Here is a 14,529-nt window from a genome sequence, read left to right as displayed (position 1 = left end):
AACTTAACCAGTATATTCGAACAGCTCGCACACTGATTTGAAGAGTTGCTCAGTCGTAATTGCCATGGTTGGCGTAATGAAAATGGTATCGTCACCCGCGACAACGCCAAGAATACCTTCGGATTTACCGAGTGAATCAAGCAAGCGAGCAATCAACTGTGCTGCACCTGGGCCGGTGTGAATTACCACTAACGCTGCATTACGATCGATGTCTAGTACCAGTTCACGCAGAGAGCTGCTGACTGTTGGGACACCTAGCTCAGCAGGAAGACAGTAAACCATTTCCATTTTTGCATTGCGCGTACGGACGGCGCCAAATTTAGTCAGCATACGTGAGACTTTAGATTGGTTGATACTCTCAAACCCTTGCTGTTTGAGTGCGTCAACAATCTCGCCCTGTGAGCCAAAGCTTTCTTCTTTTAACAGGGCTTTAAAGGCGCGAACTAAGTTGTCTTGTTTTTCTGAATTGCGCATAGTCATTACAAATCTCTTATTACGGGTCAGCAATTTTGCATATTCTCGCATATATATTCAGGCGGTGCCAAAGAGTCCCAGGATTATGTTAGATGCGTCACTGTAAACTATATACCACATAGAATTCTTTAGCGCGCTGAAGTAGGGCTGTATCTGTTTTCTTGAATTCCTTGTCATTTCAACAGAATAAAAGAATAATCCAAGCCCCATTTGTAGCACGGTAACAGCGAGTTGCGCGAGGTCGCAAAGCTAGCGTTAATTGATTGTAATCAAGTTGTGATTCCGATAGCTTTATTTAAGTTGGTTACAAACTACCCTACGAATACGTTTATAAGAGAAATACTCTCAAGGAGAACTACATGAAAGTAGCCGTTATTGGTGCCGCTGGTGGCATCGGTCAAGCCCTGGCCCTTCTACTTAAGAACCGTCTTCCTGCTGGTTCTGATCTAGCCCTATATGATATTGCTCCAGTAACTCCTGGTGTGGCCGCTGATCTTAGCCACATCCCTACGCCAGTTTCTATCAAAGGTTACGCTGGTGAAGATCCTACTCCAGCACTAGAAGGCGCGGATGTTGTGCTAATTTCTGCTGGTGTTGCGCGTAAGCCAGGTATGGATCGTGCGGATCTATTTAATGTAAACGCTGGTATCGTTAAATCGCTAGCGGAGAAGATTGCGGTTGTTTGTCCGAAAGCTTGTGTTGGTATCATCACAAACCCTGTAAATACAACAGTGCCAATTGCTGCTGAAGTTCTTAAAAAAGCGGGTGTTTATGATAAGCGTCGTCTATTTGGTGTAACAACGTTGGATGTTATCCGTTCAGAAACGTTTGTTGCTGAGCTAAAAGACAAAGATCCAGGTGACGTTCGCGTGCCAGTAATTGGTGGTCACTCTGGCGTAACGATCTTACCTCTACTGTCTCAAGTAGAAGGTGTTGAGTTTACAGCTGAAGAAGTAGAAGCATTAACGAAACGTATTCAAAATGCAGGTACTGAAGTTGTCGAAGCGAAAGCGGGTGGTGGTAGTGCAACACTATCAATGGGCCAAGCTGCATGTCGCTTTGGTCTGTCTCTGGTTCGTGCTCTTCAAGGTGAAGAAGGCGTAGTTGAGTGCGCCTACGTTGAAGGCGACGGCGAGCACGCGACTTACTTCGCGCAACCTGTGAAACTGGGTAAAGAAGGCGTTGAAGAAGTACTAAGCTACGGCAAACTCAGCGATTACGAAAAGTCTGCATTAGACGGTATGCTAGAAACACTAAATGGCGACATCAACATTGGTGTTGAATTCGCAAAGTAATCTAGAAAGCCTATATAAGAAGAAAGCCGATCATTTTGATCGGCTTTTTTGATCCTTGATTTCTCAACTTCGTAAAAATAGTCGAATAAAACCACGTAATGAAGGAGAAGATGATGGAAGCGAGTCGAATCCGTAAAGGCATGGTTGTTGAGTGCCAACAAGGCGTCGGTACGATACTAGTGGTCGACCATGAAGCAGAGACGGTATTGTTGTCCAAACAAGGGACTGAACAGCAACTCGCCGTTAGCTTTGATGAAATAGAAGATGATCCACAACTGCATGGCGGTAGTGACAGATATTACTAGCGCCTCGGGCGTCGTCATTAGGTATCAAACGTAAAAAAGGAAGAGCATGCTCTTCCTTTTAGCTATAAGCCTTGCGTTATGGGTAGCTATTGATTACTTCGTGCGTTGTACAGCGACATGAGCCAGAGTAACAAGCGCTTGTTTGTATTCAGACTCTGGCAACACTGATAGTTCTGCGATTGCTTTGTCTGCTTCTTCTAGAGCTTTTTGCGTTGTGTATTCCAGAGAGCCTGCTTCTTTCATGACCGCAAGAATTTCTTCTAAGCGATCCATGCCATTCGCTTTCTCAATCGCTTCACGAATCATGATGGCGTTTTCTGGTGTGGTATTACGCATAGCATGGAGCAGAGGTAAAGTTGGCTTGCCTTCGGCCAAGTCATCACCCACATTTTTACCCATGTCTTCGCCATCAGAAGTGTAATCCATGACGTCATCAATGAGCTGAAACGCAGTGCCTAGATACTTACCGTAATTTTGCATTGCGATTTCCACATGCTCAGGAGCATCATTTAAGATTGCACCGATTTGAGTTGCGGATTCAAATAAGCGCGCAGTCTTAGAGTAGATGACTTGCATGTAGCTTTCTTCTGTCGTGTCAGGGTCGTTACAGTTCATCAACTGCTGTACTTCACCTTCGGCGATCACGTTTACGGCATTGCTCATTAGTTTAAGGATCTTCATGGATCCTAGTTCCGTCATCATCTGAAATGAGCGTGTATAGATAAAGTCCCCAACTAATACGCTAGCCGCATTGCCAAATGCTGCATTCGCAGTGGCTTTACCACGGCGCATGTCTGATTCATCTACCACGTCATCATGCAGCAAAGTCGCTGTATGGATGAACTCAATAAACGCAGCTGCCATTGTATGACCATTGCCTTGGTAACCAAGTGCACGGGCTGACAGTATCGCTAAAAGCGGTCTTAGACGTTTGCCTCCACCACTCACGATATAAAAACCGAGCTGGTTGATTAAAGAGACATCAGAATTAAGTTGGGCTTGAATTGTTTCATTCACTTTTGCCATGTCATCGGCAGTAAGCGCTTGGATAGTTTTAAAATCCATCGTATATCCGGCTGAAGTTAGACCCTGCAAGGCTTATTCGATTTATATAATTGTCGAATAATACACTAAAAAACGTTGATTAATACATTACTAAAGGGCATGATTGCCGCACTTTTCTTTGGCGATTAGCTTTTCGCCAATTTTTTCAAAATATGGCTTGTCATAGGAGCATCTATTCTGTAGAATCTGCGCCCTATTGATGATTAGTTTAGCGCACACCCTCAAGAAAGGCTGTGCGGAAAAAGCGGAGTAAAATATGTACGCTGTTTTCCAATCTGGTGGTAAACAACACCGTGTAAGCGAAGGTCAAACTCTTCGTTTAGAGAAATTAGACGTTGAAACTGGTGCAACTGTAGAATTTGATAAAGTTCTTCTTGTTGCTAACGGCGAAGACATCAAAGTTGGTGCTCCTCTTGTAGAGGGCGGCAAAATTGTTGCTGAAGTTGTACAACACGGTCGTGGCGATAAAGTTAAAATCGTTAAGTTCCGTCGTCGTAAGCACTCTCGTAAGCAACAGGGTCACCGTCAGTGGTTCACTGAAGTGAAGATCACTGGTATCAACGCTTAATCTATTAGGAGAGTTTAACAATGGCACACAAAAAAGCTGGTGGTTCTACTCGTAACGGCCGCGATTCAGAAAGCAAACGTCTAGGTGTTAAGCGTTTCGGTGGTGAATCTGTACTTGCAGGTAACATCATCGTTCGTCAACGTGGTACTAAGTTCCACGCTGGTAACAACGTAGGTATCGGTAAAGACCACACTCTATTCGCTCTTACTGAAGGTAAAGTGAAGTTCGAAGTGAAAGGTCCTAAGAACCGTAAGTTTGTAAGCATCGAAGCTGAGTAATTAGGTTTTTAACCAAATTACTTAATAGCTTTAAGCTGAATTCAAAAGCCCTGCCGAATCGGCGGGGTTTTTTATTTGTGGCAGTCGACATATCGAAGTTTCTCGCTAAGATCCTAAGCGATTTGAATCTGGGAGCTTAGATCTGTCATCTGCTAAAATTGTCGGATGACATAGTAAGATTTAATCCACGCACGAAGTAGTCGGAGTAAAAGATGAAGTTCGTAGATGAAGCGGTAGTAAAAGTTCAGGCTGGTGATGGCGGTAGTGGCGTTGTCAGTTTCTGGCGTGAAAAATTCATCACTAAAGGTGGCCCTGATGGCGGTGATGGCGGTGACGGTGGTGATGTTTATATCCAAGCCGATGAAAACCTAAATACCCTGATTGATTACCGTTTCCAGCGCTTCTACGAAGCTGAGCGTGGTGAAAACGGTCGCGGTGGTAACTGTACAGGTAAGCGTGGTAAAGACATCGTTCTTCGTGTACCTGTGGGTACGCGCGCTGTGGATATCCACACAAATGAAATCGTGGCGGAAGTTGCTGAACACGGTAAGAAAGTGATGATCGCAAAAGGCGGTTGGCACGGTCTAGGTAACACGCGTTTCAAATCTTCAGTAAACCGCGCGCCTCGTCAGAGAACATTGGGTACAAAGGGTGAAGTACGCGAAATTCGCCTTGAGCTATTGCTTCTTGCTGATGTGGGTATGCTTGGTCTACCTAATGCTGGTAAATCAACCTTTATCCGCGCAGTATCAGCAGCAAAACCGAAAGTCGCTGATTACCCATTCACGACGTTGATCCCAAGCTTGGGTGTCGTAAGTGTCGTACCAGAGAAAAGTTTTGTTGTTGCAGACATCCCTGGTTTGATCGAGGGTGCAGCAGATGGCGCTGGCCTTGGTATTCGATTCTTGAAGCACTTAGAGCGTTGTCGAGTGTTGCTGCACATGATCGATATTATGCCAATTGATCAGTCCGATCCGGTGCAAAATGCATTGACGATCATTGATGAATTAGAACAATACAGCGAAAAACTGGCAAGTAAGCCGCGCTGGTTAGTGTTCAACAAAGTTGATCTAATGCCTGAAGAAGAAGCGAATGAGAAGATCCAAGAAATCTTAGACGCACTAGGTTGGGAAGACGAGTACTTTAAGATCTCGGCGATCAATCGTAACGGTACTAAAGAGCTTTGTTACAAACTGGCTGACTTTATGGATAACCTACCTCGCGAAGAGGAAGAAGTGGCTGAAGAAGATAAAGTTAACTTCATGTGGGATGATTACCATAAAGATGCGATGGCGGGTAAAGACGTTATCACTGAAGATGACGACGATTGGGATGACTGGGACGATGAAGAAGATGACGGTCACGTTGTCTACGTTCGTGACTAATCAGAACGGTCAAACAATGCCTGTTTGCCTATAATTCATTAAGCCGCAATTATTTATTGCGGCTTTTTTTGTATCTAAATCATATTTAGGTGATGTGATTTACGGCACAATAACCGATACGTCGTGTTTTTTGAGGGTTAGTTTGGCCCTCGCGCGTATGAATGAGTAACACCCTAAAAGGAATTAGACTTATTTATGACTCTAGAAACCATACCGCCTAGAGAGTTGGCGGTATCTACTCAACGATCGATTTCTCGTCTTGTCGCCCAAGCCGGACAAATGCTACTTGCTCATGGTGCTGAAAGTACTCTTGTGAGCGATATTATGCGTCGTATTGGCCTTGCTTGTGGGGTGAATGAAGTTGCGGTAGCACTATCAGCTAATGCATTGGTTGTGACGACGGTAATGGATGGGCATTGCATCACCACCACCCGAAGCTGCGCTGATCGTGGCATCAATATGCGCGTTATTACGCAAATTCAACGAATCTGTATCATGATGGAACGTGGTTTGCTCGATTCAACCATGGCGCAGAAAAAGCTGAACGCTATCAGTCCAGAGCGTTATAACCGCTGGTTGGTGGTGTTTATGATTGGCTTGTCTTGTGCGGCATTCAGTCATCTAGCTGGTGGTGATTGGGGAGTCTTCATCATGACCTTTTTAGCTTCAGCTGGTGGCATGATCGTTCGCCAAGAAATTGGTCATCGTCATTTCAACCCTCTATTGAACTTTGCTGCGACCGCTTTTGTGACTACCTTAATTTCAGCACAGGCGGAAATTTACCAAATCGGTAATCTACCTACCGTAGCAATGGCATCGTCGGTATTAATGCTTGTACCTGGTTTCCCACTCATTAACTCTGTCGCAGATATGTTGAAAGGCCACATTAATATGGGGATTGCTCGATTTGTGATGGCTAGTTTACTAACGTTGGCGACATGTTTGGGGATCGTTGCTGCGATGAGTGTAACTGGAATTTGGGGGTGGGCAATCTAATGAGTTTATTTGATTTGATGTTTGGCCTGTTGAATGACATGTTTTTTGCGGCGATTCCCGCCGTAGGATTTGCATTGGTTTTTAACGTGCCACAAAGAGCTTTAGTGTATTGCGCTGTTGGTGGCGCGATTGGTCATGGTAGCCGCTACTTGATGATGCAGTTTGGCATTCCTATTGAGTGGGCAACCTTTTTTGCTGCGACGTTAGTTGGGATGATTGGTGTGTACTGGTCTCACCGTTTTCTCGCGCATCCAAAAGTGTTTACTGTGGCTGCTTTGATCCCGATGGTGCCGGGTGTGTTTGCGTACAAAGCAATGATCGCTATGGTAGAAATCAATCATGTTGGCTACTCACCCGAGCTTGTCGCAACCTGTATGGAAAACTTTCTTAAGGCCATGTTTATTATTGCAGGTTTAGCTGTTGGTCTTGCGGTTCCAGGGCTGTTATTCTATCGCCGCAGACCAATTGTATAAGGACCTAACATGATCATTAGTATGATTGCCGCGATGGCCGACAATCGCATCATTGGCAAAGACAATCAAATGCCTTGGCATCTTCCCGCCGATTTCGCTTGGTTTAAGCGTTGTACCATGGGAAAACCGGTTGTGATGGGACGCAAAACCTATGAGTCTATTGGTCGCCCTTTACCAGGTCGCTTGAATATTGTTATTAGCCGTGATGAGACACTAAAGATCGAAGGTGTCACTACCGTAACATCGATTGAGCAGGCTCTGGAAGTCGCAGGTGATGTGGAAGAAGTGATGATCATTGGTGGTGGTGCGATTTACACCACTTGTCTGCCTATGGCCAATAAACTGTATGTAACACACATTGAAGCCGCGATTGATGGTGATACTCAGTTCCCAGATTGGGGAGACGAGTTTAAGGAAACTTACTCAGAAATGTATCAAGCCGATGAGAAGAACGCCTACAACATGCGCTTTACTGTGTTAGAAAAGTAATTCGAGATTAACACCGCGTAGTTAATACGGTAATGCCGCTCGTATAACAGCGAGCGGCCATCCCAACCTACCGTCATCCTTAAAAGCGACGAAAGAGCGAGATTCAGGAGCCTCTATACGAGTACTTTGTTGTCAAAGGTATTTCTATCTATTCGCAGCGCGAGGATATTAGATTTCTAGTCTCGTTAAGGCTCGTTGGAATGACCCTACAGGAGGTGTTAAGTGACAGGTATTCCTCCTACTATGGATTATCGACTGTTATTCAGTGTTTAACTTAACGCATCCTGAGTAAAAATTTTCTTATCTTCCCAACGGATCATGGTTAGGCTTCCGCCCCAAACACAGCCAGTATCTAGCCCGATGACTTCGTTGTTCATATAACCTTGCAGTGCAGCCCAGTGCCCAAAGAGCACCGCTTTGTTTAAGTGGATACGTTTAGGCACATCAAACCATGGAATAAGTTCGTTACCAGAAACTTGTTGCGGTGGTAATTTACAATCCATATCCAAACGACCATCAGGGAAACAAAAGCGCATCCGCGTAAAAGCATTGATAATATAGCGGTATCGGTCCAAACCCTGTAGAGAGTCATCCCAGGAATCCGGTTGATTGCTGTACATGTTTTTTAATAGCCAAGGCAGCTCTTCACTTTGGATGATGCGCTCAACTTCACGGGCACACTTTCTCGCTGTTTTTAGATTCCACTGCGGTGATATGCCAGCGTGACACATCACGAACTCGTCATGCTCGGCCATTAGAGGTTGCTGAGCTAGCCATGTCAGTAGTTCCTCTTTGTCAGGGGCCGTGAAAATAGGTGCGGTTCTATCTTTGTCTTTGACCTTTTTTATCCCGTGAGCCACTGCTAGAAGGTGAAGGTCGTGATTACCAAGCACCACGATTGCGCTTGCGCCAAGTGACTTCACAAAGCGTAACGTTTCTAGTGATTTAGGCCCTCTGGCGACCAAATCACCAGCAAGCCAAAGTTGGTCTTTTTTCGCAGAGAAAGATACTTTTTCTAGTAGTCGCTGCAATTCATCAAAACAGCCTTGGATGTCACCAACAATATAGGTAGCCACTGAATCTCCAATTTACTAATTTAAAACATTTGGAACAGCCAAGCGAAATGGTTCGATTTCGGTGATGAACTCTTGCCCTTTCTCATCCAGCATTTTGTAGTGTCCTTGCATAACGCCGACAGGGGTTTCTAACGCGGTTCCGCTACTGTACGTGTATTCATCATTGCTTGGAATAAAGGGCTGCTGGCCTACCACTCCGTCACCTTCAACCGTCATTTGCTTGCCATTCGAGTCTGTGATTAGCCAGCGGCGGCTCACTAACTGTACGGTTTGCTGGCTAAGGTTTTTGATGGTGATGATATAAGCGAAAACGTAGCGTTGTAGCTCTGGGTTGGACTGTTCTTCGATGTATTTGGTGTGAACTTGAATTTTGATGCAAGGTTGAATGACGTCCATGTGCACTCCTCAGAAACGTAATATCCCAATAATAATAAGCCAAACCTACAAGGGTTTGGCTCATTGTTTGAGTTCTTAGTGCTGCGGGTTATCCGCAAGCCAGTTCGCCATTGCGACGAATTGTTCTAGCGTCAGGTTCTCTGGACGCATGCTTGGATTAACACCTAGCTCTTCTAGTACTTCTGTGCTTAACAACGATTTGTAGCAGTTACGAACGGTTTTACGACGTTGGTTAAAGCCTTCACGACAAACGCGATCGAGCAAACGCAGATCTTTTGCCGGGCATGGCAGCTCTTCGTAAGGCACTAAACGAACAACGGCAGAATCCACTTTCGGTGGTGGAACGAATGCCGTTGGCGGTACTTCCAGTACCGGTACCACTTTACAGTAGTACTGAGCCATTACCGTTAAACGGCCGTAAGCTTTGCTGCCAGGGCCGGCGGCTAAGCGGTTTACCACTTCTTTTTGCAGCATAAAGTGCATGTCTTGAATGTCTTTATGGAACTCAAAAAGGTGGAACATCAATGGTGTAGAGATGTTGTATGGCAAGTTACCAAAAATGCGCAGCTTGTTGTTTGGCTTCACTAGTTGAGTGAAGTCAAAACGCATAGCGTCACCCTCATGGATGGTCAACTTATCTGCCAGTTCAGGGTGAGTACGTAGGCGTTCCGCCAGATCGCGGTCTAATTCGATAACTGTGAACTTATCTACTTCACGACCTACCGGCTCAGTGATTGCACCAAGACCAGGACCGATTTCAACCAGGTTTTGACCTGGTTTTGGGTTAATCGCTGATACGATCCCATCAATAATGTATGGATCGTTCAGGAAGTTTTGACCAAAACGTTTACGCGCTTTGTGTCCTAAATGGACATCATTTCTCATTGTTTCTTCTCTACCAAATCTATCGCATGCGTGAGCGCTGTTCGGAAACTCCCTGTATCCGCTTGACCTGTCCCTGCCAGATCTAATGCAGTACCGTGGTCCACCGATGTTCTAATAAAAGGTAGACCAAGAGTAATGTTTACTGAACGACCAAAGCCTTTGTATTTTAATACTGGCAATACTTGATCATGGTACATGCCTAAAACAGCATCAGCATCATTTAAATATTTTTCATTGAAAATGGTATCAGCCGGCAGAGGGCCGATCAGGTTGATACCTTTTTCTTGTCGAATTTTTTCCAGTGTCGGAGTGATGGTTTCGATCTCTTCACGACCTAAGCAGCCATCTTCGCCAGCATGAGGGTTAAGCCCGCAAACGTAGATGTTTGGTTGTGCGATAGCAAACTTTTCTACAAGGTCTTTATGAAGAATATCGATGATTTTTTCTAATCGCTCTTCGGTGACAGCTTTGGACACATAAGCTAAAGGAATATGTGTTGTAACCAGCGCCACGCGTAGTCCTTCCGTTGCTAGCATCATTACAACTAGCGGCGTTTGTGACTTCTCGGCGAAAAATTCAGTATGACCACTGAATGCAACACCTGCGCGATTAATCACCCCCTTATGAACAGGGCCGGTGACAATAGCATCAAATTCATCATTCATACAGCCTAAAGCCGCTCTTTCTAGCGTTTTTAGTACATAGTGGCCATTCGCTTCATTGAGCTCACCTGCGACCGCAGGTTCCGATATTTGGATATGGTCAACGATAAGCGTGCCCGCTTTTTGTGCTTTAGGTGCTTCTTCTGGATTGTAATCAGACAGTTGGACTTCGATGCCAAGCTGCTTGGCTCGCTCCATCAGCATATTCTTATCGGCACAGACGACAATTTGGTGCGCCCAATCTTCTTTCGATAGGGCAAGCACTAAGTCTGGGCCGATACCCGCAGGTTCCCCTGCGGTTACGACAATTCTACGAATTGTATTAGTTGTCATTGTTGTCATCCACGATTTCAACAAACGCACTTGCGCGTAGCTCTTGCATCCATGCGCCCGCTTCTTCATTAAATTTACGGTTAAATAGAATGCGGTAAGCTTTATTCTTCATCGCTGAGTCAGTACGGTCAACTTGGCGACGATCCAACACTTCAACGATATGCCAGCCGTGAACGGTTTTGAACGGTTCGCTGATTGAGCCAACTGGCAGAGTTTCTACTTGGTGCTTGAATTCTGGCACGTAAAGATCTGGTGTTTGATAACCTAGTTCACCGTCTTGTGCTGCCGAGCCAGGATCTTGACTGTATTGTGTTGCCAATTGAGCGAACGTTGCTTCACCGGCTTTGATGCGGCGTACAAATTCATTCAGTTGCTTCTTCGCCCCTTCGTCGCTCAGAATCACGGTTGGTTTAATCAAAATATGACGCGCATTTACTTCCGTTACCGCAACCGTTTCTAGGCCTTTGACATCCTCTATTTTTAGGATGTGGAAACCAACGCCACTACGGAATGGACCAATAATGCTGCCTTTGTTTTGCATCTTGATCTGATCAGCAAAGATGGTTGGCATCTCTTCTTTACGCATCCAGCCCCAATCACCACCTTGTAAAGCTTTAGGACCTTTAGAGTAGGTGTAGGCCATCTCCGTAAAATCTGCACCTTCGTTTAGCTTTTTCGCGAGCGCTTTAGCTTCTGCTTCTACAGCAGATTTTTCTTTATCGTCAGAGAAGCGCAGTTGAATGTGTCCAATTTTGTATTGAACAGTCGCATTGGTTTCTTGTGATAGTTGCTCAGCAAGGCTATCTACCTCTGCTGGAAGGATATTAATACGGCGACGAACCAGTGCATTGCGGGCTTCTGATGCGGCGATTTCCTTACGAATTTGTTCGCGGAATTCTGGGTAACTTAAACCTTCACTTTCTACAGAAGCGGCGAGTTGTTCTACTGTTTGCTCATTATTACGTGCGATCTCTGCAATCGCTTGGTTTAAACGGTTGTCGTCAATACGCACACCAATACGGTCTGCTTCTTGGCCTTGCAACGTGTCAATAATAAGTTTTTCAACAACTTGTTCTTTTAATACGCTGGTAGAAGGTAAGCTCTTTCCACTTTGACGTGCGTTGGCTTGCAGCGTTTTCATCGCTGTTTCGATGTCGCTTTGTAGAACTACACCGTCGTTCACGATGACCGCAACCTTATCGATCTCTACTGGTGCTGCAACCGCTCCGCAAGAGAGTAGGGTCGTGAATAAGATTGATTTCCAAATTTTCATTTAAAATTCCGTCAGTATTTTTGAATAGGCGTCTTATTCATTTAAGACGCCTATTTTGATTAATTGTTCAGATAGAATGGGCGGCCGTACTTAATCGCGTTGTCAGAACCATCCAGTTCTTTGACAGCAGTGTCTTCACGCTGGTTGGTCGCAAAGCCTTGAATACCGAAGTTAACGCTGAAGTTATTTTCGTATTCAGGTGATGCCCCGGTGCTGCCGATAGCTTGGTCTTCCCAACCAAGCAATTGGTTTGAGTAAGTGACGCCAATGTACCAACAGTCAGATTGGTAACGTAGGCTCGCTAACCATTCTAGGTCCGCATTTTCATTGAGGTCGTAGTAGTATTGACCACTCGCAGACCAGTTCGGGTTGAACTCGTAGGCCGCTACAATACCTGCTTGAGAAATACCTTTACGAGTAATTGTGTCTAGGTTTTCGAGAATGATCGTATCTTCGATGTATTCACGCGTAACGTAGCGATAGTTACCCTGAATAAAGCCGCCGTTGAATTGGTATTCCAAGGTACTGTTTGCCAACTGCATGGAGCTCAAATCAATATCGTATTGAATTCCACCGTGATAGAACAAGTAATCGTTGTAGTTGAAATCAGCTTCAATTGCCCATGATGAGTAATTGGTTGTCTCATCCGGAAGATTTGGGCTGTTGCTCAGTTTGGTCTTTTTATCGAAGTAGTAAATCTGACCAAATGAAACGTTAAGACGCTCTTTATAGTCATCATCAAAGAAGCGAGTACTCGCACCGTAGCTTAACTGGTTCGCCGAGGCGATTTTATCAATGCCACTGTACTTACGACTGCGGAATAGCCCGTAGTAGTCGGTTTGTAGCAAGGTGGTATCGTAGTTGTAGATGTTGGTTTGATCTTCTTCAGGTACGTACAAGTACTGCAGCTGAGGCTCCAGTGTTTGTGTGTAGCCCTTGATCCAGCTTGTATCTCGCTCTAAGTAAAGTTGCGCATGCGTACGGAACTCAGGAATAACACGAGAAACTTCATCATCCAACTGGTTTTGCAAGTTTACATCTGTCAAACCCGTTAAGTCTTGAGAGTAATACGTAGAGAGCACACGCGCTTCTGTTGTCCACGTTGCCCATGAGTTTGAGAGTGGTAATGTAAGCCCTGGTTCAATGTGAACACGGGTCGCATTTGGTCGCGCAGCATCGCTCGTATCGAAGCGGCTGACTTGGCTCTTCACGTCAAAGTTAAGGTAATCTCCCCACAACGGCGTGTAGTAGTTCAAGTCTAACTGAGGAAGCAGGCGATAAGGGCGGTTCTCTTCTTTCAATAAGATTTGGAAGTCACGAACGGTTAACGAGGCATCCCAGAAGTCAGAACGATATTGTACTTGTCCTTCTTGAACCAGTTGACCATCTTCACGGTTACCAATGTCGGAGTCGAGATCGAGGAAGTAATCAATATCACTCACTTTTGAGTAATCGACTTTGACTATCCACTGTTTATTGATGATACCGTCGTGTTTAACTTGGTAGCCCCAACGAGACTCGTCCTGATATTTGCGATCACTATTGAGGTATTCGCCTTTGATTTCCCCATTTCCCCAACCATCTGTTAGATAGCGGAAATCAGTATCGAGTTTTGTACCACGTTGCTGCATATAGAGCGTGGTGAGTGTCATGTCATATTGAGGCGCGATGTTCCAATAGAATGGCACCTCGACTTCCATACCATCACTAGAACCGTACGATAAAGAAGGGAAGAGGAAACCCGTTTTGCGCGTATCTCCAATTGGCATGGTTAGATACGGCACATAGAAAACAGGCACATCTAACACTTCAAATCGAGGATGGTGCAGCGTCGCTGTCTCTTCATCTTGGTCAACATCGATGCCTGACGCAACCAATCGCCATGAATTATCGCCTTGAGGGCACGATGTGATAGAGCCGTCTTCGAGTTCATAAACCGACTGACCTGTGCGAGCGATATAGGCTGCAGTGCCTCGGCCTTGTTGGCAAAGGAACTGATAATCGGTGTTCTCAAGTGAAAACGTATCTTGATTAATGTCGTTAGTAACACGATCAGATCGAGCTTTGACTTGGCCGTCATTGAAAGTCACGTTGCCTTCGGCAACCACGACGTTGTCTTGTTGGTGCAGCGTTACGCTATCTGCGGTAATTTTCTTCTGGCCTTGGGTGACTTGTACATTACCTGAGTACTGAGCTTTGTCACCATTGATGGCTTGCAGGGTGTCAGCTTCTACCACTACTGGGGTATTAAGAGCGTCCTCCTCGCCACTTGTATCGACCAAACATTGATCTGTGGCGGGCATTTCCTGCACACTATCATGGATATTCGCTTCAGCTTGAGTGGTGGGTACAAACAAGGCGGTGCTGATAGAGGCCGCTAAAAATGTGCGGGAGAAATGTTGCATTGAATTGAACTTTCCTGTGTCACTACTACTCGATGGCTATAGGGCTTGTTGTACCCTAGCGTAATAGCCAAATGAATCAACTATAGTCGCATTTATCCCAGCGTATTGATTCACTGTGGCATAATGACGACAAAATAGCTGCAAAGATAAGCAGGCGAAATGGCCTAGCCG

At 45.3% G+C, this 14,529-nt stretch carries 16 protein-coding genes; 8 read left to right on the top strand and 8 right to left on the bottom strand.

The annotated features are described in order from the left end of the window. Nucleotides 1-3: 3 nt before the first annotated feature. Nucleotides 4-474 (bottom strand): transcriptional regulator ArgR, encoded by a 471-nt coding sequence (argR, locus tag R7D93_RS14075; RefSeq protein ID WP_005379659.1) that lies wholly within the window; start codon nucleotides 472-474, stop codon nucleotides 4-6. 359 nt (nucleotides 475-833) lie between these two features. On the opposite strand from argR, the gene mdh reads away from it, so the two are divergent. After that, nucleotides 834-1,769, top strand: a complete 936-nt coding sequence (gene mdh, locus R7D93_RS14070) for a malate dehydrogenase (protein WP_005379660.1) — start codon at nucleotides 834-836, stop codon at nucleotides 1,767-1,769. Between the two features lie 113 nt (nucleotides 1,770-1,882). Then, on the top strand, nucleotides 1,883-2,074 hold the full coding sequence (locus tag R7D93_RS14065; RefSeq protein ID WP_005379661.1) for a hypothetical protein: 192 nt from the start codon (nucleotides 1,883-1,885) through the stop codon (nucleotides 2,072-2,074). Between the two features lie 93 nt (nucleotides 2,075-2,167). Here R7D93_RS14065 and ispB read toward each other — a convergent pair whose 3' ends face one another. Continuing rightward, nucleotides 2,168-3,139: an octaprenyl diphosphate synthase gene (ispB, locus tag R7D93_RS14060; RefSeq protein WP_005383097.1), complete on the bottom strand. Its 972-nt coding sequence runs from the start codon at nucleotides 3,137-3,139 to the stop codon at nucleotides 2,168-2,170. 256 nt (nucleotides 3,140-3,395) lie between these two features. Here ispB and rplU point away from each other — a divergent pair, with 256 nt between their 5' ends. The 6 genes from rplU (at nucleotide 3,396) to folA (ending at nucleotide 7,328) form a co-directional block, all read left to right on the top strand. After that, entirely contained in the window at nucleotides 3,396-3,707 is a 312-nt protein-coding gene (gene rplU, locus R7D93_RS14055; protein WP_005383096.1) for a 50S ribosomal protein L21, read from the top strand. Nucleotides 3,708-3,727: 20 nt separating this feature from the next. Next, entirely contained in the window at nucleotides 3,728-3,985 is a 258-nt protein-coding gene (gene rpmA, locus R7D93_RS14050) for a 50S ribosomal protein L27 (protein WP_005383095.1), read from the top strand. A gap of 212 nt (nucleotides 3,986-4,197) precedes the next feature. Further along, entirely contained in the window at nucleotides 4,198-5,370 is a 1,173-nt protein-coding gene (cgtA, locus tag R7D93_RS14045) for an Obg family GTPase CgtA (RefSeq protein ID WP_042522432.1), read from the top strand. A gap of 195 nt (nucleotides 5,371-5,565) precedes the next feature. After that, nucleotides 5,566-6,366: a threonine/serine exporter family protein gene (locus tag R7D93_RS14040; protein WP_005379664.1), complete on the top strand. Its 801-nt coding sequence runs from the start codon at nucleotides 5,566-5,568 to the stop codon at nucleotides 6,364-6,366. Beyond that, complete coding sequence (locus tag R7D93_RS14035; protein WP_005379665.1) at nucleotides 6,366-6,839, top strand: threonine/serine exporter family protein; 474 nt, start codon at nucleotides 6,366-6,368, stop codon at nucleotides 6,837-6,839. Before R7D93_RS14040 ends, R7D93_RS14035 begins: the two co-directional genes overlap by 1 nt. A 9-nt stretch (nucleotides 6,840-6,848) precedes the next feature. Further along, a complete protein-coding gene (folA, locus tag R7D93_RS14030) occupies nucleotides 6,849-7,328 on the top strand; it encodes a type 3 dihydrofolate reductase (protein WP_005379666.1) in 480 nt (159 codons plus the stop codon). Between the two features lie 269 nt (nucleotides 7,329-7,597). Here folA and apaH read toward each other — a convergent pair whose 3' ends face one another. From apaH to lptD, 6 genes are all read right to left on the bottom strand, one after another. After that, a complete protein-coding gene (gene apaH, locus R7D93_RS14025; protein WP_042522430.1) occupies nucleotides 7,598-8,404 on the bottom strand; it encodes a bis(5'-nucleosyl)-tetraphosphatase (symmetrical) ApaH in 807 nt (268 codons plus the stop codon). Nucleotides 8,405-8,419: 15 nt separating this feature from the next. Next, nucleotides 8,420-8,800 (bottom strand): Co2+/Mg2+ efflux protein ApaG, encoded by a 381-nt coding sequence (gene apaG, locus R7D93_RS14020; protein ID WP_005379668.1) that lies wholly within the window; start codon nucleotides 8,798-8,800, stop codon nucleotides 8,420-8,422. A 75-nt stretch (nucleotides 8,801-8,875) separates the two neighbouring features. Then, nucleotides 8,876-9,685, bottom strand: a complete 810-nt coding sequence (gene rsmA, locus R7D93_RS14015; RefSeq protein ID WP_005379669.1) for a 16S rRNA (adenine(1518)-N(6)/adenine(1519)-N(6))-dimethyltransferase RsmA — start codon at nucleotides 9,683-9,685, stop codon at nucleotides 8,876-8,878. After that, nucleotides 9,682-10,680 carry a 4-hydroxythreonine-4-phosphate dehydrogenase PdxA gene (gene pdxA / locus R7D93_RS14010; protein WP_005379670.1) on the bottom strand — a complete coding sequence of 333 codons (999 nt, stop codon included), beginning with the start codon at nucleotides 10,678-10,680 and terminating at the stop codon, nucleotides 9,682-9,684. Before pdxA ends, rsmA begins: the two co-directional genes overlap by 4 nt. Continuing rightward, on the bottom strand, nucleotides 10,670-11,953 hold the full coding sequence (gene surA / locus R7D93_RS14005) for a peptidylprolyl isomerase SurA (protein ID WP_053306855.1): 1,284 nt from the start codon (nucleotides 11,951-11,953) through the stop codon (nucleotides 10,670-10,672). Before surA ends, pdxA begins: the two co-directional genes overlap by 11 nt. A 59-nt stretch (nucleotides 11,954-12,012) precedes the next feature. Next, nucleotides 12,013-14,358 (bottom strand): LPS assembly protein LptD, encoded by a 2,346-nt coding sequence (lptD, locus tag R7D93_RS14000; RefSeq protein WP_005379673.1) that lies wholly within the window; start codon nucleotides 14,356-14,358, stop codon nucleotides 12,013-12,015. Nucleotides 14,359-14,529 lie beyond the last annotated feature (171 nt).

Source organism: Vibrio sp. YT-15 (assembly GCF_033337445.1).
Taxonomy (GTDB): Bacteria; Pseudomonadota; Gammaproteobacteria; order Enterobacterales; family Vibrionaceae; genus Vibrio; species Vibrio alginolyticus.
The sequence above is the reverse complement of the archived record's forward strand: the minus strand, read 5'-3'. Positions and strand labels throughout refer to the sequence as shown.